The organism is Bacillus sp. JK106 (assembly GCF_053663355.1).
This window is the reverse complement of record NZ_JBSJQC010000002.1, coordinates 652886-671171: the sequence shown is the minus strand read 5'-3', so window position 1 is coordinate 671171 and position 18286 is coordinate 652886. Positions and strand designations below refer to the sequence as shown.

The 18286-nt window shown below is 47.4% G+C and carries 15 protein-coding genes and 1 riboswitch; all 15 genes read right to left on the bottom strand.

The features are described from left to right. Window positions 1–55 precede the first annotated feature (55 nt). Entirely contained in the window at window positions 56–2821 is a 2766-nt protein-coding gene (gene ileS / locus ACWJJS_RS08815) for an isoleucine--tRNA ligase (RefSeq protein ID WP_173612738.1), read from the bottom strand. Window positions 2822–3162: 341 nt separating this feature from the next. Then, window positions 3163–3657 carry a septum site-determining protein DivIVA gene (gene divIVA / locus ACWJJS_RS08810; protein WP_003154406.1) on the bottom strand — a complete coding sequence of 165 codons (495 nt, stop codon included), beginning with the start codon at window positions 3655–3657 and terminating at the stop codon, window positions 3163–3165. A gap of 94 nt (window positions 3658–3751) precedes the next feature. Continuing rightward, the gene (locus ACWJJS_RS08805; RefSeq protein WP_308973150.1) at window positions 3752–4522 is read right to left on the bottom strand and encodes a YlmH family RNA-binding protein; all 771 of its coding nucleotides are present in this window, start codon (window positions 4520–4522) and stop codon (window positions 3752–3754) included. Between the two features lie 61 nt (window positions 4523–4583). Further along, a complete protein-coding gene (locus tag ACWJJS_RS08800) occupies window positions 4584–4862 on the bottom strand; it encodes a YggT family protein (RefSeq protein WP_003154408.1) in 279 nt (92 codons plus the stop codon). 6 nt (window positions 4863–4868) lie between these two features. Then, complete coding sequence (gene sepF / locus ACWJJS_RS08795; protein WP_003154410.1) at window positions 4869–5327, bottom strand: cell division protein SepF; 459 nt, start codon at window positions 5325–5327, stop codon at window positions 4869–4871. After that, window positions 5324–6016, bottom strand: a complete 693-nt coding sequence (locus tag ACWJJS_RS08790) for a YggS family pyridoxal phosphate-dependent enzyme (RefSeq protein WP_454023491.1) — start codon at window positions 6014–6016, stop codon at window positions 5324–5326. Before ACWJJS_RS08790 ends, sepF begins: the two co-directional genes overlap by 4 nt. Window positions 6017–6020: 4 nt before the next feature. After that, a complete protein-coding gene (gene pgeF, locus ACWJJS_RS08785; protein ID WP_032868803.1) occupies window positions 6021–6857 on the bottom strand; it encodes a peptidoglycan editing factor PgeF in 837 nt (278 codons plus the stop codon). Window positions 6858–7011: 154 nt separating this feature from the next. Beyond that, window positions 7012–7263 (bottom strand): YlmC/YmxH family sporulation protein, encoded by a 252-nt coding sequence (locus ACWJJS_RS08780; protein ID WP_003154415.1) that lies wholly within the window; start codon window positions 7261–7263, stop codon window positions 7012–7014. 60 nt (window positions 7264–7323) lie between these two features. Further along, on the bottom strand, window positions 7324–8604 hold the full coding sequence (locus ACWJJS_RS08775) for an acetylornithine deacetylase (protein ID WP_454023490.1): 1281 nt from the start codon (window positions 8602–8604) through the stop codon (window positions 7324–7326). Between the two features lie 73 nt (window positions 8605–8677). Beyond that, window positions 8678–8786: riboswitch (TPP riboswitch) on the bottom strand. Window positions 8787–8790: 4 nt separating this feature from the next. Beyond that, entirely contained in the window at window positions 8791–9588 is a 798-nt protein-coding gene (locus tag ACWJJS_RS08770) for an ABC transporter ATP-binding protein (RefSeq protein ID WP_369614252.1), read from the bottom strand. Between the two features lie 128 nt (window positions 9589–9716). Continuing rightward, window positions 9717–10499 carry an RNA polymerase sporulation sigma factor SigG gene (gene sigG, locus ACWJJS_RS08765; RefSeq protein ID WP_003154420.1) on the bottom strand — a complete coding sequence of 261 codons (783 nt, stop codon included), beginning with the start codon at window positions 10497–10499 and terminating at the stop codon, window positions 9717–9719. A gap of 140 nt (window positions 10500–10639) precedes the next feature. Then, window positions 10640–11359, bottom strand: a complete 720-nt coding sequence (gene sigE, locus ACWJJS_RS08760; protein WP_016936200.1) for an RNA polymerase sporulation sigma factor SigE — start codon at window positions 11357–11359, stop codon at window positions 10640–10642. A 57-nt stretch (window positions 11360–11416) separates the two neighbouring features. Beyond that, window positions 11417–12346 carry a sigma-E processing peptidase SpoIIGA gene (gene spoIIGA, locus ACWJJS_RS08755; RefSeq protein ID WP_094246956.1) on the bottom strand — a complete coding sequence of 310 codons (930 nt, stop codon included), beginning with the start codon at window positions 12344–12346 and terminating at the stop codon, window positions 11417–11419. Window positions 12347–12562: 216 nt separating this feature from the next. Then, window positions 12563–16858 (bottom strand): S8 family serine peptidase, encoded by a 4296-nt coding sequence (locus ACWJJS_RS08750; protein WP_454023489.1) that lies wholly within the window; start codon window positions 16856–16858, stop codon window positions 12563–12565. 274 nt (window positions 16859–17132) lie between these two features. Further along, window positions 17133–18281: a cell division protein FtsZ gene (gene ftsZ / locus ACWJJS_RS08745; RefSeq protein ID WP_070081790.1), complete on the bottom strand. Its 1149-nt coding sequence runs from the start codon at window positions 18279–18281 to the stop codon at window positions 17133–17135. Window positions 18282–18286 lie beyond the last annotated feature (5 nt).

Sequence of the window (18286 nt, the reverse complement as noted above, 5' to 3'; positions counted from 1 at the left end):
GACATTGCTGGCATGTAAAAAAGCACCCGGCTGACACCGGGCGCTTTCTCATTTATTATTTTTGATAATATTTTTCAACGATTTCCGCATTGCGCAGTGATAATGTCGGATATTTCGGATTGGCTCCGACATCTTTAGAAATTACGCGGGAACGCTCACACATCTGGCCTTCCGCTTTTTCTACGGTCATTTTTCCTGTTGTGAAGCTTTGCGCGTTTTCCGGCGCTTCACTTTCGTCTTTTACTGTCAGTTCTGAGACGATAAACAGCTGCGCGATGTTTTCTTTAATGGATGACAAGAGGTCGCGGTTTTCTTTGTTCGGATACAAAGTCAGGCTCGCTTCCAATGATCTTCCGATAATTTTTTCGTTACGGGCTGTTTCCAAAGCTTTCAGCACGTCGTTTCGAAGCTCCATGAAGCGGTCGAATTTTTCTTCTGTCGCTTGACTGTCCGGAACAGCAATGGTTTCCGGCATATCTGTCAGCTGCACGCTCGCTTCTTCAACAAATGATAAATGAGACCACATTTCATCCGCCGTGTGCGGGAGAATCGGCGCCGTCAGCTTCACTAATGCCAGCAGCGTTTCATAAAAGACGGTCTGCATGCTGCGGCGGTCCGGATGATCCGCATACTCGATGTACACAACATCTTTTGCAAAATCAAGATAGAATGAGCTGAGCTCGATCGTACAGAAATTGTGAATGCTGTGATAAACAACCGCAAATTCGTATTCATCGTACGCTTTTTTCACCTTGTCGATCAGCTTATTCAGCTTGATCAGCATATATTGATCCACTTCGCGGAGATCTTTTACATCCACGGCATTGACGCTTGGATCGAAATCGAACAGGTTGCCGTGAAGGAAGCGGAACGTGTTGCGGACTTTCCGGTATACTTCCGCGACCTGCTTCAGAATATCTTCAGAAACCGGGTGATCGGCCTGATAGTTTACGGAAGATACCCATAAACGCAGAATTTCAGCTCCAAGCTGTTTTGCGATTTTTGTCGGGTCAATCGTATTGCCGAGTGATTTACTCATTTTACGGCCGTTTGCATCAAGTGTAAATCCGTGGCTTAATACGCCTTTATACGGCGCTTTGCCGGTGACTGCAACAGCGGTGGAAAGAGATGAGTTAAACCAGCCGCGGTATTGGTCAGAGCCTTCAAGGTATAAATCAGCCGGACGGACAAGATCATCTCGTTCTTCAAGAACAGCCTGATGGGAAGAACCCGAATCAAACCATACATCCATAATGTCTTGCTCTTTCGTGAAGATTCCGTTGGGGCTTCCCGGATGTGTAAATCCTTCCGGCAGGAGGTCTTTTGCCTCTCTTTCAAACCAGACGTTTGAGCCGTGCTGTTTGAACAGCTCAGACACATGTTCAATCGTTTCGTCAGTGATGATCGGCTCACCGTTTTCTGCATAAAATACCGGGATCGGAACACCCCACACGCGCTGCCTTGAGATACACCAGTCACCGCGGTCGCGAACCATGTTGTAAAGGCGCTGTTCGCCCCACTCCGGCACCCACTTCGTTTGTTTGATGGCATCAAGCAGATCGGATCTGAAATCTTTAATTGACGCAAACCATTGCGCTGTCGCTCTGAAGATGGTCGGTTTTTTCGTTCTCCAGTCATGCGGATAGGAGTGTGTAATAAACTCGAGTTTCAAGAGCGCGCCGTTTTCTTCAAGCTTCTCCGTGATCGGTTTATTGGCTTTATCGTAAAACATTCCTTCAAAGCCCGGCGCTTCGTCGGTCATGTTTCCTTTTTCATCAACAGGGCACAGTACTTCTAAGCCGTACTTTTGGCCGACGATAAAGTCATCTTCCCCGTGGCCCGGGGCAGTATGAACACAGCCTGTTCCGGCATCGGTTGTGACGTGGTCACCGAGCATGACGAGTGAATCTCTGCCGTACAGCGGATGTTCTGCAGTGATGTATTCTAATTCTCTGCCTTTATATGATGCGACAACTTCAGGATTTTCAAAGCCGCATGCCTCCGCTACATTTTCGATCAGTTCAGCCGCCACTACATAACGCTTGTCTCCAACCTTGATGACATTGTATTCAAGATCAGGATGAACGGAAATTCCGAGGTTGGCAGGCATCGTCCACGGCGTCGTCGTCCAGATGATGAAGCTTTCTCCGTTTTCCAGAACGCCTTTACCGTCTTTCACCTTAAACGCAACATAAATAGACGCGGAACGTTTGTCCTGATATTCAATTTCCGCTTCTGCTAAGGCAGATTCACTTGAAGGCGACCAGTTGACCGGCTTCAGCCCTTTATAAATATAGCCTCTTTTCGCCATCTCGCCGAAAACGCGGATCTGCTGCGCTTCAAATTCAGGCTGAAGCGTAACATACGGGTTTTCCCAATCGCCTCTGACGCCGAGACGCTTGAATTGTTCGCGCTGTCTTTCGATCTGCTGCCATGCATAATCTTCGCAAAGCTTGCGGAAATCAGCGACGGACATTTCTTTCCGGTTTACTTTTTTGTTTTTCGTCAGCGCCGTTTCAATCGGCAGTCCGTGCGTATCCCAGCCCGGCACGTACGGTGCGTTGTAGCCGCTCATTGATTTATAGCGGACGATGAAGTCTTTCAGGATTTTGTTCAGGGCATGGCCCATGTGGATGTCTCCGTTTGCATAAGGAGGTCCGTCATGCAGCACGAATTTCGGGCGGTCTTTCGTCCGTTCTTGAACAAGACGGTAAATATCCTGCTCCTCCCAGTCTTTTTGCATGTCCGGCTCACGATTCGGCAGATTTCCCCGCATCGGAAAATCTGTTTTCGGCATTAACAGCGTATCTTTGTAATCCATTTTCATTCCTCCACAACATTTTTCAGAAAATAAAAAAAGCCCTCTCATCCCATAAGGGACGAGAAAGCTTATCTCGCGGTACCACCCTTTTAGAAAAAACGGATCATCCGTCTTTTCCTCTCGAACATCGTAACGTGATGGAACGTCCTTTCCTACTCTCGGTTCAGAAAGGAAACTAAAGGGCTGATCTGCATGATTCCGGCCATCCCGGGCTTTCACCTTCCCCGGTTCGCTTTATAGCCTGTTTTGAGTCATGCCGGTCCCTTTCAATCGTCTTTTCATCTGAATTTATGAACGTATTATATTCGAACGGGCCGGAGAATGTCAAGAAAATCTGAAAATTATTCTTTTTCCTCAAATACCGCGTCGACTTCGTATTCCAGCAGATGATCCCAATCATCGTTCTTCAGCAGGTCGAGCTGCGCTTCAATCAGCATTTGGAAACGTGTTCTGAAGACTTTAGACTGTTTTTTCAGCTCTTCGATTTCCATTGCGATTTTTCTTGATTTGGAAAGCGACTCATTGATGATGCGATCGGCATTTTTTTCTGCTTCACGGACGATCAGCTTCGCTTCTTTCTGCGAGTTGCGCTTTACGTCTTCTGCTGCTTCCTGGGCTACGAGAATTGATTTATTCAGCGTTTCTTCGATATTGGCAAAGTGGCCGATTTTTTCGTCCAGCTCGTTCACTTTCGCCTCAAGCTCCGTTTTTTTACGGAGTGCGATTTCGTAATCTTTTCTGACCTGCATTAAAAATTCATTTACTTCATCTTCATCATATCCGCGAAAACCTTTTGTAAACGTTTTGTTATGGATATCATTCGGCGTTAATGGCATATTGCCACCTCCATTTTTACATTTCAGTACGGTTATCTAGTTCACATTATAAAACAAATACGGCACAGATGGAGAAAAAAACTGAAAAAACGACTCATTTTTGCCGTTCAAATGTAACTTTCCATTTGTCTTTTTTCGTTTTTCCGTCAACTTTTGCCAAACTGCATCGTCCGAAGCCGCGAATCGAGAGCATGTCCCCTTCAGCAACCTGATAAGACGGATCTTCAATAGCTTTCCAATTCACCTTAACGAGCCCATTTTTCACAAGCGCCTGCGCTTTCTGCCGGGATTGCCTGCTCATTGAAGCGCAGACGGCGTCGAGACGCAATGAAGAAACCGTGTCATCCCTTATTTCGACATCTGAAGCGGGAATGTGAAGAGCGGAAAGCTCGATTTTCTCAAGCTTTACCGGCGCTTTGCCCGCCTTGGTCAGCTGAGTGCTGACAAAATCGGCGATTTCAGCGGAGACGATGAGCTGCACGGCTGCCTCTGAGAAAATCAGATCGCCGTATTTCTGCCGCTTTAAGCCGATCCCCATTAATGATCCGAGAAGAGAGCGGTGGTCAATGCTGACGAATTTTTCAGCGTATTGAACGTCAAAAGCCCGAAGCTCAAAATCATCCTGTTCAGGTTCCATATATTCAGGGTATAAAATCGCGCGTTTGCGCTCAGCTCTGTCATATCCTCCGAAAAACGCAAGACCGCAGGCGTCGCCGATAACGGCTTTTACAATCACCTGTTCCCTGGGATCTAAGAAATCAGTCAGCTTCATCCGATACTGGTCCAGGACAATCTGTTTCCATTCAAGCACCTGATCAATAAAAGGCCGCTCGTCTTGTCTGAAGTGCTGGTAAATATCGCTCATGTTCTTTCCTTTCTATGTAAAGAGGCTTGGCTGGTGCCAAGCCCGTATCAAACTGTCGCATTCAAGTATACATTGCGATCATGCGGTATAGGCCCCAAAGCCCCGTCGTGGCAAACCGAAGCACGATAATCGCTACAATCGGGGATATATCCAGCATGGCAATGGGCGGAATGATCCTTCTGAACGGCTCTAAATACGGTTCGCAAATCGCTGCGAGAAACCGTCCGACCGCCGTTTCTCTCGTACTCGGCACCCATGACATAAAGATATAGATGATCAGGGCAAACGAGTAGATGTAAATTAAATAACTCAGAACGGAAAAAATTTGATAAAGAATCATCCTGCTTTACCACCTCTGATGTTCGTCTTCATTTATAAGCTCCGAAATCGTGCCGGAAACGTCGACATTATCAGGCGTGCACAGAAAAATATCTGAACCGATTCTCTGAATGTCGCCGCCGATGGCGTAGACGGTACCGCTTAAAAAGTCGACGATTCTTTTCGCCTGATCATGCTGGATGCGCTGCAGATTGACGACAACCGCCCGCCTGTTCTTTAAATGATCGGCGATTTCCTGCGCTTCCGCATATACCCGCGGTTCACTCAACACCACTTTAGAGGATTTCTGAACACTTTGCAAGCTTACTACGTTCTGCTTGCCCTGCGGCTTCTGAGCGTAAGCAGGCTGTTTATCTTTCTGCTGTTCATGCTCTTCCTGATGATCCTGCTCTGTTTCAATGTATTCGTACTCATACTCCTCCTCATCCATTGAGAAAAAGTTTTTCAGTTTATTTTTCATGCTCATTTGTTTACACCCCCCGGTTCATTTCCGACTAATGAAGAGCCGATTCTGATAAAAGTTGCGCCCTCTTCAACAGCGATTTCATAATCATTTGACATGCCCATTGACAGTTCCCGGCACGGTGCGTTTGTCTGATTCAGTTTTTGCACCTGATCCCTCAGATCACGCAATTGCCGGAAGCAGGCTCTGATCGTTTCTGTATCGTCTGTCAGGGGAGCCATCGTCATCAGGCCCTCTACAGAAATGTTTCTAAACTCAGAAAGCTCTCTGATAAAGGGGATGACCTCCTCTGTTTTCAAACCGTGCTTAGACGGTTCAAGCGAAGTATTCACCTGCACAAAACAGCGAACCGCATGCTGCGCCCGTTTTTCAATCTCTTTTGCCAATGACAGTCTGTCTAAGGAATGAATATAAGATACACGGTCAACGACGGCCTTCACCTTTCTGGACTGAAGACTGCCGATAAAGTGCCACTCCGGGCTTCCTTTGACGACTTCCTGCTTATGGATAAGCTCGGCATCCCGGTTTTCTCCCAGACTTGTAATACCGGCATCAACGGCCTCTTGAGCCCTTTCAGCTGATACGTATTTTGTAACCGCGATGACGGTTACATCTTCGGGGCTTCGGCCCGATCTGTTACATGCTTCGTTTATTCTTTCGTTTATATGTCGTAATTGATCAGCAACACGCAAGATCTTATGCCTCCTTCATTCCGATAAAGGACATCATGCGTCCCGTTTTCCCTTTGTCGCGGCGGTGTGAAAAGAATAGTTCATGCTCTCGTTCGGTGCATAGACCGCTGACTGAAATGTTTTCTTCCGGAATGCCGCAATGTATCAGAAGAAGACGGTTGACCTCTTTTAAATCAAGCTGATACTGGCCTTTTTCCGTTTCGCATATGGCGGATTCAGCCGTAAAGGGCAGCGCCCGCACTTCATTGATGACGCGGTCGTCGACTGTATAGCTTCCCGCGCTGATGGACGGACCGATGACAGCCTGAATATCTGTTAAACGGGAGCCTTCTTCGTTTACCCAGCGTTCCGTCATGATGCGTCCGATTTGTTTGACCGTCCCCTTCCATCCGGCATGGGCAGCGCCGATAATGGATTTCACCGGGTCATAAAAATACAAGGGCACACAGTCCGCAAAACAAAGGGCCAAAAAAAGATTCGCATCTTTCGTGTAGAGCCCGTCCGTCCCGCGGAATGCGGAAGAATAGTCTCTCGCTCCTTTTCCTTTATCCCCGGCTGTCACGCGCCGGACGCGGTTTTCATGTGTCTGGTCGGCAAACACCCAGGAATCCAGATCAGTACCGCATAAGGACGCTATGACTTCACGGTTTGTCACAACATCATGAGCTTCGTCCCGGACGTGCAATCCGGTATTTAATGACTCATACGGAGGATTGCTGACACCGCCGTTTTTCGTTGTGAATCCGGCGATGACCTTTGTGTTAAGCTGATTCACACAGTTCCAGTCTTCTATCATGAGTGCCGAGGGGGTGGTAAGACTAAACGGGTGATATGTATTCATGGAGATCCAACCTTTCGACAAACATTAAAAAAGCGTAATTTCCCACTCATTTTAACACAATTTTAAGCATACGTTTAGCGGCTGATTGAAAAATGAGATAAATAAATGTGCCGGAAACATTGAGATTTCCGGCTTTTTACAAGTAAAGGGAGGATTACGCTCCCCCCTTTGGTTCATTTACACGCACTAAGATGACATCTTCCCCAATTTTAACTATATTTCGCCAAGGAATGATCATTTCCTCTTCTTTTCCGAAAAAACCGAGAACTTTTCCGCTGCCGCCTAAAATAATCGCCTGAATTTTTCCCGTTGTCACGTTAATATCAATATCCCCGATGCTTCCGAGTTTTTTTCCGTTCGACACGTTTACCACATCTTTTATTTGAAATTCAGATATGCTGATCATCCGTATCACGCCCTTTGCCCGTTCTTTTTCCTATTATATGAACGGCCGGGCTGAACCTTGTCACATCGGGCAATCTTTTTTGCGGCTGCACCAGTCGAGAATAAATCTCAGCATGATTTTCGTATAGTCCATAAGCTCATCAACGGACACTTCCTCGTTTACGGAGTGGGCGTTTTTTAAATCGCCGGGGCCGTATATGACGCTCGGAATCCCGGCCTGATAAAGCCACCCTCCGTCTGTTACGGTTTGGGAAACATCAATGACGGGCTCCTGTTTTTTGACGGCTGAGTGTGATGCAGCCAAGACAGAAACTGCCGGATGATGCGGATCGATTTCCAGCGCCGGGAACACCTCTCCTCTGTCTTCAATCATCGAAGATCCGCCCCATTTGAACACCGGCCTGTTTTCTTTGAGCCACAGATCACTGTCAGCGACACGATTAATATAGTCTTCGATTTCTGCAGCTGCTTGTTCGTGCGTTTCGTTCGGATAAAAGTGGACGGTGATCCATAACCGGCATTCATCGGCGACAAACGCTGCGTGTCTTCCGCCTTCAATGACGGCGGGGTTGATCGTATTGGTGCCGGGCGCAATGCCGGGATAGCTTTTCGTTACCGCCCAGTGACGCTCCAGCTCTCCCAAGGCAGTGATGATTTTCGCCATTTTTTCGATGGCGCTCGCTCCGAATGTGCCTCCGCCCGCATGAATCATATTGCGCCTCATGCCGTCATGAAATGTTTGTTTGCTTTTCAATTCTATCCAGCCGGTGATGACACCGCCCTGCCCCTGAATATGCAGGCTGCTCGTATCCGCGACAACCGCAAAATCCGCGTGATAGCCGCGTTTGCAGCATTCCAGCGTCCCCGCCTCGCCGACTTCTTCTCCGATTACAGACTGTACAATGAGGTCGCCCGGAAGCTTAATGCCGGCATCATGGATCAGCTTCAGAGAGAAAAGAACACACGCCCAACCCCCTTTCATATCAGCGGCGCCCCTTCCGATCAGCATGCCGTCTTTTACGAGCGGCTGAAACGGGTCAGAGTTCCAGTCTTCGCCCCCGGCTTCTGCCACATCAATGTGTCCGTTTAAAATCAGGCTTTGATGCCTGCTTGAATCTGTCCCTTTTAAAACACCGACTACATTCGGATCTTCCGGATACACATCCCACATATCGACCGAGCAGCCCGTTTCTTTTAAAAAGCCGGCCACCCACTTTTGGGCTTCTGTTGTATTTCTTGCAGGCGGAGCCGGTGTCGGAAAGGCGATCAACCTTTCAGCTATTTGTATTAAATCGCCCCGCCGTTTATCCGCCTGGTGTAACAGCATATCAATCTGATGCATTGGAAATCTCCCCTTTGGCTGTATCAAAAAACCCGTTTCATTAAAATGAAACGGGTAAAAAACGGATCTTCCTCCGCTTTTTTCACCGCTTCCCTCCGCCGGCATGATCCGGATCAGGTCCGTTAAGGGTTGAGACCAACGTCTCTCTCAGCTGCATGTCAGCAGCACCCCCAGGGTGAATTGATGTTATTTGACGGATGATGCCGCTTTTGCACGTGTTAAAAACGGGCGGCCATTGTTCCATAAGACATTGACAGGCGTATCGAAAAACGCTGTAAGCCGCTCGTCAGAAAGCATGTCCCTGATTTTCCCGGAGGCGAACACCTCGCCTTGTTTTAAAAGCAGCGCCTGATCAAATACCGGCAGAATTTCTTCAGCGTGATGGGTGACATAAAGGATGGACGGTGCATTTTCTTTTTCGGCGATCGACGTAATCGTGTCCAGCAGCTGCTCCCTTGCCATAAAATCAAGACCCGTCACGGGTTCGTCCAAAATCAGCAGTTCCGGATCAGCCATAAGCGCCCGCGCAATCAGCGCTCTTTGTCTTTCCCCTTGTGATAATGTTTCATACCGTCTGTCGGCGTAACTGATGGCGCCCAAATCCTTCAGAAGACCGATCGCTTTTTCCCTTACCTGCTCACTCGGAGTTTCGTACAGCCCGATTGAGGCGTACGCGCCGCTGAGGGCGATTTCAAAAGCGGAGTCCGCGGCATATAATTTGTGCTGAAGACCTGCCGAAACAAGGCCGATTTTCCTTCTGAGCCTGTCACCGAGCTCTGTTTTGCCGAATTGATGGCCGAGCACCTGCATCTCTCCTGAAGTGGGGAAGTAATAAGAGCATAACATATTCAGCAAAGCCGTTTTTCCGGCTCCGTTTAATCCGTACAGCACCCAATTTTCGTTTTTCTCAACGCGCCAGTTGATATCTTTCAAAATCCATTTCCCGTTTCTTTTTAATGACACACTGTCCAGCTGTAAAATCATTGCAGTTTCCCCCGTTTACTTTATTTAAATTTTCTAAAAACTTTTACACATTAGAATACATCACTTTTTTGCAAACGTAAACCATCGCATGAAAAAAGCCTTTAAACAAAGTTTAAAGGCTTTTTCCGTTATTGATGGATATTCTTATTCATTTGTTTAATGGCTGCCTTTTCAAGCCTTGAGACCTGAGCTTGGGATATCCCGATTTCTTCAGCGACTTCCATTTGGGTTTTCCCTTGGAAAAAGCGCTTTCGCAAAATCATTTTTTCCCGTTCGTTCAGTCTTCTCATGCCTTCTTTCAGAGCGAGCTCCTCAATCCATTGTGTATCCTTGTTGCGCTCATCGCTGATCTGGTCCATCACGTAGATCGGATCGCCGCCGTCATTATAAATCGGCTCAAACAGTGAAACCGGATCCTGGATGGCGTCAAGGGCAAACACAATTTCTTCATGGGGCACTTCAAGAACTTTGGCGATTTCCTCTGCTGTCGGCTCCCTGCTTGTCTCACTGATTAACCGCTCTCTTACTTGAAGCGCTTTATATGCGATATCGCGAAGCGACCTCGAGACGCGGATCGGATTGTTATCCCGCAAATATCTGCGGATTTCTCCGATGATCATCGGTACAGCGTATGTTGAAAACTTAACATTATGGCTTAGGTCAAAATTATCAATGGATTTCATTAGTCCGATGCAGCCGACCTGAAATAAGTCATCAACATACTCTCCTCTGTTGTTAAACCTCTGAATGACGCTTAAGACAAGGCGCAGGTTGCCGTTTACAAGCTTTTCCCTCGCTGAATCATCGCCCTCATCCTGCAATTGCCTAAACAGCTTTCTCATCTCTTCATTCTTGAGCACCGGTAATTTGGAGGTATCCACCCCGCAAATTTCGACTTTATTTCTTGACACGTTTTTCCCTCCCACTAGGAGCTGCTGTACAACGTTAAGTATCTCCTCGGGTGGGAAAAATATGCACCGCCATTTTACAGAAATAAACATCCGGCGGCGGCAATCCTTGCAGCAGTAAGGGCTGTCAGATGGAAAAAATTTTACACCATTTTGTTAAACTCTTTTCTCAGTCTTTTGATAATCCGCTTTTCGAGCCGGGAGATATAAGATTGTGAAATCCCCATCATGTCGGCTACATCTTTTTGTGTTTTTTCTTCTTCACCGACAAGCCCGAATCGCAGTTCCATGATCTGCTTTTCTCTATCATTTAATTGCTCAAGCGCTTTTTTCAAAAGTTTTTTATCCACATTGGCTTCAATGTCTTTTGTAATAATATCATCATCTGTGCCGAGCACATCCGAAAGCAGCAGTTCGTTTCCGTCCCAATCAATGTTCAGCGGTTCATCAAAGGACACCTCTGAACGGATTTTATTGTTTCGGCGCAAGTACATTAAAATTTCGTTTTCAATACATCGCGATGCGTAGGTGGCGAGTTTGATTTTCTTTTCCGGATTAAACGTGTTTACCGCTTTGATCAAACCGATGGTGCCGATGCTGATTAAGTCCTCGATATTGATGCCGGTGTTTTCGAATTTGCGGGCAATGTAAACGACAAGACGTAAGTTTCTCTCAATCAGGATGGCCCGCGCCGCCTGATCCCCGCTCGGCAGCTTTAATAAGAGCACCTGCTCCTCTTCTTTAGACAAAGGCGGCGGCAGCGCCTCGCTTCCTCCTATGTAATACACTTCATCGCTTTTCAGTCCGAGTTTCATCAGCCATTTATACCACAAATATGTCAGACGCAGCTTAAGTTTTTTCATCTTCCTCCCCCTTCTAAATACCACGCGTTTTGAGTATGATGAATAACAGACTTTTCGTCAGGAAACATGTTTTACAGCCTTCCCTGTCAGCATCTTCGGGTGAACAATTCCGTCAAATTCACCGTCCGCGGATAATGGCTTCGTGCTGATGCCGATCAGGCATTTTTCACATGCGATCATCTCGTCTTTTGTTAAAATCGTGACGTAATCCGGCTTTAAACAGAGTAAAAATTGATTGTCCTGGCCGACGCCCCTGTATGGAATCAGCCTCAGCTTATCCGCATGGCGGAACGAATCATCAAGCTGCTCTATCACTTCAAGCGGACTGGCGGATTTGATGAGGTCCGTTTCCTTTTCGCTGAGAATCGGAGCGAATTTGTCAATGCGGAGAATCATGACCGGCGTTTTCGTCAGCGGATCATACAGCTGATTCCCGGAATCCACCAATCCTTTCGCGCGGATTGTCTGTCCGCTGAATTCCGCCTGCACCATGACAAGTTCATCGTACTGAATGGACTTCGTCTCAATGTCTTCAATTCTCTTTTTCGAAAAAAACCATATGGCCGGAAACCCGATAACTACAAACATCCAGCTGATCGGGTCGCCGAATCCGGTCTGGCTTGTGACCATTACGCCTTGCTGCACAATTGATTCTGTCTGCAGCAGGGAATGTACGCCGATCATTCCCCCGCCGACGAGAAAAGTCGCGAAATAAAAGGCGAACAAATTTTGAAAAAAGTATCGGAACCGTTTAAAGCCAAAAGCCGTAAGCACGATGACTACCGAAAACGCCATTTTTCCCGCCGGATGCTCCACAAAGGGAGAAACAGGCGTAAACATCAGAAGCACAATGGCTGACCCGATGAAACCGCCGGCGGCCACTCTTCTTTTTTTCACCTGGCGTTTTAAAATAAAGGCGGTCAATAAAAGCAAAAGAGAATCAAAACAAAAGTTCAACAGCCAAATGACATCCAAATAGATTTTCACATCTGACCCCTTTCCTCTTTTGTCTTACATATCTGTTTCTCTCTCTTGTTTCATAAGTATAAAGCAAGCTCTGTGGGAAAGTCTGTCAATTAATGTTGAGGGTAAAGTACAATTTTTAAGGGATAACCGTTTTATTTGTCGAGGGCCGAAAAGGTTGATTTTCTATTGTTCCCTTCAACTAAAAAAGCGCTGCCGTGATTTGGCAGCGCTCTGTTTTTACTCATTGATATAAAGTTTTCCTTTAGCCGTCTGTCTCGTTTCATTTCCGTAGTCATCTCTTGCGATAACGTCAATTTTTGCTCCGCTTGCTTTGATGGAAAAAGCCGCCGTCCAGTAACCCTCATATCGTCCCGGAGAAATTTCTCTCAGCGGAAGCTCTGTTGCGTTTTGGCTCCCTGCCCGGGCGTTTGTCAGAGGCAGACGGATCACGAAGGAAGCGTCTAATTTCTTTCCGCTTGAAAAAGCGATTTTCACTGATTCTCCGGCTTTTAATTCCTTATCCGCTCCGGGAACCAATCCGGAAATGACGGGAGCATTGTAATTGACATCGATTACCGTCTTTTTCGTTGTTTTGTTACCCGCTTCATCTGAGGCCGTGACCTTGATCTCATTGCTGCCGTTTTCCAGAAGGGTTCTCGCTTGATAAGAACCGTTATTTACTTCAGCTTTTTTTCCGTTCACCTTTACCCATTTTAAATGGTCGTCGTGCACTTTTCCTTTTACAGTCACTGCTTCTTTATTTGTTTTATCACCGTTTGCCGGACTGTCAATCGTCACATCAGGCTTATCCTCATCCAGTATGACCGTGACAGGGCGTGACTCGTCGGTTGACCCGCTGTCTGTCACAGATGCCGCCGTCAGCCGATTGGCATCTTTAGTGAGTGTGACACCGGCCTGGAAATTGCCGTCTGCATCTGCTTTCGTTTCTGCGGCGGTTTTACCGTTATTGGTAAGACGGACAGCGGTTTTTGGTGAAGCCGTTCCTTTCACCGTGATTGACTTCTTGCTTGTAAATGACCGGTCTTCAGGCGACGTTATCTCAGGCACAGAAGCTTCGTAGTCGACCAAAGCCCTGATCATAAAGTTTCCGTCTGATTTATCGGCTTTTGACCAGCGGCCGTCGAGGTATTGCCAGTTTCTGTTCGAGTACGGACTGCCGTCATCAGATGACAGGGCAGGTGTATAAGGATCGGGTTTCGTCTGACGGAACACAAGATAAAAATCCTTTCCGACCGCGATTCCTTTTGAGCTGAGATCCACTTTGGTCCACTCGCCGTTTCGAAGCGCTTCAGCTTGGAACGGGCCGGCAATTTTGCTGCCAGGAGCTCCATCAGGGCCGGATACATCATATACTTCTGCTTGAAATTCGATACCGCCCGGATCAGGCCAGTCGGCGCCCCAAAATTTAAAAAGGCCTCCTGTCAGCATACCGTGTTCTTTTCCATCTTTGAGGGTCATCTTAACGGCAGATTTGCTGCCGGCTTTAAAATATGACAGCGCGGCTTCTTCCGTCCCGTTATCATAGGCGATTTCCCCTTCATAACCGACATACGGCTTAAGCTTGACGTTTTTTTCAGCATCTCCTTTGATGTCGACAGAAAATTCGCTATTGTAAAAGCCTTTTGCCGCTACTTTGATTGTGTAGGAGCCTTCGTACGCCTTAAGCGAATATTCCCCTTTATCGTTTGTCACCGCCGGCTCAATTGCGGCATCCTCGGCCACATAAAGCGCAGCCCCTTTTACCGGTTCGCCTGTGGACTGATTGGTGATGGTTCCTTTTAGCGTGCCGGACGGCATTTGCTCCAGTATAAAGTCTGCCTGCGCGGTTTTGTCTGCTTGAACAGAAACTTGTTTCGAAGCGGACTTAAATCCGTATGCCTCGGCTTTCAGCGTATAGTTTCCCGCTTTATGTGACAGGCTGTAGCTTCCGCTTGCAGGGTCGGAATATACGGATTTCCCCGTCTCGGCGACACTGATTTGCGCTCTGAGCGGCAGGAGGTTTGTTTCACGTTTCACTCTTTTTCCGGGCGATTTCACTGCCGGTTTGGCCTGTTTCGGATTGATGGCTTTTTTCTTCAGGTGGCCGGGAGGTGTTTGTCTATTGTGTTTACTATTTTTAGCCGCCTTGCCGAGAGGGCTGCTTGAAAGCCGGACATCATCGATATACCATCCGTCTTCATTGAGTACTTCGTCAGACTGCATATTAAACATGAGCTTTATGTTTTGGCCTTTATACGCAGATAAATCTGCCTCTTCATCATTCCATCCTGCGGAATCACCATTGTAAACGGCCGCCTGCTCCCAATTTGATTTCCCTTCCGGCAGAACGAACACATACCCGTAATCAAAAAATTCTTCGAGCTTGTGCCAGCTTTTAAATTGTAAAAACAGCCGCCCTGTTTCCGGAACTTGTATCGGAGGCATCACCAGATTCATATTGGCCGAATCGGCATAAGGGCCGGACAGATTCGTCGCATACACTTTTTCTCCGGAAAATGCGGCGCCTGGCCCTGAACCCGGGATACCCCATTCCCATTGGTCATGTGTCCCGTAACTTGACCAGCCCGCCGGCTGTGATTCAAAATCCTCTTTGTATCCCGCCGTAATGCTCGGTTTCACGTCAGCCCGGTACGTATCAGATTCTACAGAATGACCTCCGAAATCTTTTATGGTCCATTTATAACTTATCTTGCTTCCCGTTATGTCCGGAATCTCCGCCTGGTATGTTCCCTTTTTTTCATCACCGCTTTTTTGAACGGCGGCTGTCGTTTTCCACTCTCCTTCATCAAACTGATAGGAGAGGATCACCTCAGTTACGCTTACATCATCTTCTGCTGTAACCGTTAACGGAAGGTTTGTCCCTTTGTAAGCCTCTGAGACCGGTTCATGACGAAAGCTGGGCGGATTGTGATCTTCGCCCGCAGAAGATACCTTGCCTTCTACGCTTCCAATTCCGTCCGTTACGGCAGAAACGGCATCAAAAGCGTTAACGAGACCGTGGCCGTAACCGTTATTCGGTGATTCCGGAAAAACGGAATCTGTCAGCTTTTCGGCGGTGCGCGTCAAAACGTCTTCCATTTCATCGACCGTAATAGAGGCGTTCGCCTGCCTTAACAAAGCCGCCGTCGCCGCCACATGCGGCCCGGCCATTGAAGTTCCGTCCCAGCCGCCTTCGTATGATCCTCCAGGAATAGAAGAACGGATATTCACTCCCGGAGCCGAAATGTCCGGTTTTGTTTCATGATACGGTGAGGGGCCTTGAAGTGAGAAATCAGCGAGTTTCTTGTCGATGTCAGTCGCACCTGTCGCAAATGCTTCAGGATAATTGGCCGGATTTGCGATTGAACCCGGTCCTCCCGGTGTAAATAAGTCTTCATTTCCCGCAGAGAATTCAGGAAAAATCCCTGCCGCTCTCCACGCATTCACCATATCGCGGTACCACTCGTCCATTCCCGAACCGCCTGCCCAGGAATTATTGACAACATCCGGCGCCATCTCGGGATGCGGCGTGCCGTTTTTATCTTTAGGCGCGAGCACCCATTCACCGGCATCCAAAATATCGGCATCGGTTCCTCCGTCATCTGAAAATGCTTTTACTGCGATCCATTTCGCCCCCGGAGCCACACCGATTTGATTTGAGCCGTCAGGTTCTGAACCCGTCATGGTCCCTGTTACATGAGTGCCGTGTTCAAGGTCATCGTAGGGAGCTTCTTTATGGGACACGGCATCATACCAGTTCATTTCATGATTCGGCGCTGCGGGATTTTCAGGATCGTAACCCCGGTATTTTTCCTTAAGCGCGGGATGATCCCACTGAACTCCCGTATCAATGGAGGCGACAACCGTGCCGGTTCCGTCGTATCCTGAGGCCCAGGCCTGCGGCGCATCAATTTGGCTGATATTCCATTCGATGCCTTCCTTTGCTTTGACCTCTTTTTGTTTTTTCTTCATTTGAAAAGGAGCTTTTGATTGCCGTTGAGTAAGCTGACGTTTTTCATTCGGAAGAACTTTTTCTACTTCAGGAAATGAGGCGGCTTTTTCCATTACCTCTTTCGAAGCAGTGACTGCCATTCCGTTGACAATATAATAGGAATGGATGTGATCAGCCTTTCCTTTCTTTTTTTGTTTTTCCAAATATGTTTTCAGATTCTGCTGCGCATCTTGAGCCGCCAGTTTTAAAGAAGAAACGACGGCTGACCGCTTTTGATATTCGGTTTTTGCTGCGGAAAGCGATTGAGACTCGGCATTTTTTTCTGCTTGTTTGACCGCTTTTTTCGTATTGGCTTTCTCTTTAAATTTGATAAGAAACGTGACTTTATCATTTTTTTCAAAACGCTTCTTGACTGAATCGGAAATCTTATGCTGAATGCTCTTAGAGGAAGAAAGATCTTTGGTGAAAGAAACTGCCCCCGGTGTGCTGTTCGCTCCGGCTGCACCCGGAAACAACAGTGAACTGACGACAATCGCGCTTAAAACGGAGCCTGTCCATCTGTTTCTTGTTTTTTTCTTCAATCGTATCCCCCCTTATTTGGTAACGCCCTATAAAATGTGTATCCCTCCTTCATAATTGGAATCGTTTGTCATTTCGATGCTGTACGTTAAATGTAGACAATCTTCCATTCAGATATTGTCACATTCTGTAGAAAGCCGTATGAAACTAAAAAACAATCAATTCGTCATAGGTATAAAGCTTCTTTTTTCACTGTATAGATCATGGGGGATAGGAAGGAAGACTGTGCACAAAAAAGAAAAAGGACAAAACCATGTGGTCTTGTCCTTTTTTACATCAGCCGCGTTTGTTGCGGTTTCTTAAAAATGTAGGAATGTCGAGAGCATCATCCGCCGGCTGTGATGTATGGCGGTTCACCGTGTTTTGATGCTGTGTTTCTTCTCGTTTCGGCTCACGTTTCGCAGCGTTTTGGCTTTGAGACTTCAATCCTTGGTTTAAATTCGGACGCTGCGGTTTTGAGTCATCTTTTTCCTGTTCGATAAAACCGGTCGCAATAACGGTGACGACGATTTCATCTTTCAGATTTTCATTGATAACTGAACCGAAAATCATATTGACATCAGGGTCAGATGCAGAAGCGACGATGTCGGCTGCTTCCTGCACTTCGTAGAGGCTCAGGTTTGTACCTCCCGTAATGTTCATCAAAACACCTTGCGCTCCGTCGATTGCCGCTTCCAGTAACGGACTGGAGATCGCCTTTTTGGCGGCTTCAGCAGCACGGCTTTCGCCCGTAGCGATCCCGATACCCATCAATGCTGAACCTTTGTTGGACATGATGGTTTTGACATCGGCAAAGTCCAAGTTGATTAAACCAGGCGTTGCGATGAGGTCAGAGATACCTTGCACCCCTTGGCGAAGCACGTTATCAGCTTCACGGAATGCTTCAAGCATCGGTGTGTTTTTATCGACAATTTCAAGAATGCGGTCATTCGGAATAACGATCAGTGTGTCAACGGCTTCTTTCATTGCCGTGATACCGCCTGCAGCCTGCAGCTGGCGTTTTCTTCCTTCAAATGTAAACGGTCTTGTTACGACACCGACAGTCAAAGCGCCTAAGTCCTTTGCGATTTGCGCGATCACCGGTGCGGCTCCCGTTCCGGTACCGCCTCCCATTCCGGCTGTAACGAACACCATGTCAGCGCCTTTTAGCGCTTCTTCGATTTGTTCCTTACTTTCTTCAGCGGCTTTTTTGCCGACTTCCGGATTCGCTCCCGCTCCGAGACCGCGGGTCAGCTTTTCCCCGATCTGCATTTTCACTTCCGCTTTTGACAGGTTAAGAGCTTGCGCGTCCGTGTTTACCGCAATGTACTCTACACCCTGCACTTCATTTTCAATCATTCGGTTGACCGCGTTATTACCGCCGCCTCCTACTCCGATTACTTTAATTGATGCTAAGCCGTCTATGTTTGTTTCGAAATCCAACATGCTAA

Bases quoted from the DNA above. Each gene is read 5' to 3' on its own strand.
- sepF (WP_003154410.1), bottom strand. From the start codon at position 5,327: ATGAGCATGAAAAATAAACTGAAAAACTTTTTCTCAATGGATGAGGAG.
- ACWJJS_RS08780 (WP_003154415.1), bottom strand. From the start codon at position 7,263: ATGATCAGCATATCTGAATTTCAAATAAAAGATGTGGTAAACGTGTCG.
- ACWJJS_RS08775 (WP_454023490.1), bottom strand. From the start codon at position 8,604: ATGCATCAGATTGATATGCTGTTACACCAGGCGGATAAACGGCGGGGC.
- ftsZ (WP_070081790.1), bottom strand. From the start codon at position 18,281: ATGTTGGATTTCGAAACAAACATAGACGGCTTAGCATCAATTAAAGTA.
- sigE (WP_016936200.1), bottom strand. From the start codon at position 11,359: ATGAAAAAACTTAAGCTGCGTCTGACATATTTGTGGTATAAATGGCTG.
- ACWJJS_RS08770 (WP_369614252.1), bottom strand. From the start codon at position 9,588: ATGATTTTACAGCTGGACAGTGTGTCATTAAAAAGAAACGGGAAATGG.
- ACWJJS_RS08805 (WP_308973150.1), bottom strand. From the start codon at position 4,522: ATGAGCGATATTTACCAGCACTTCAGACAAGACGAGCGGCCTTTTATT.
- pgeF (WP_032868803.1), bottom strand. From the start codon at position 6,857: ATGAATACATATCACCCGTTTAGTCTTACCACCCCCTCGGCACTCATG.
- divIVA (WP_003154406.1), bottom strand. From the start codon at position 3,657: ATGCCATTAACGCCGAATGATATCCATAACAAAACGTTTACAAAAGGT.
- ileS (WP_173612738.1), bottom strand. From the start codon at position 2,821: ATGGATTACAAAGATACGCTGTTAATGCCGAAAACAGATTTTCCGATG.
- ACWJJS_RS08800 (WP_003154408.1), bottom strand. From the start codon at position 4,862: ATGATTCTTTATCAAATTTTTTCCGTTCTGAGTTATTTAATTTACATC.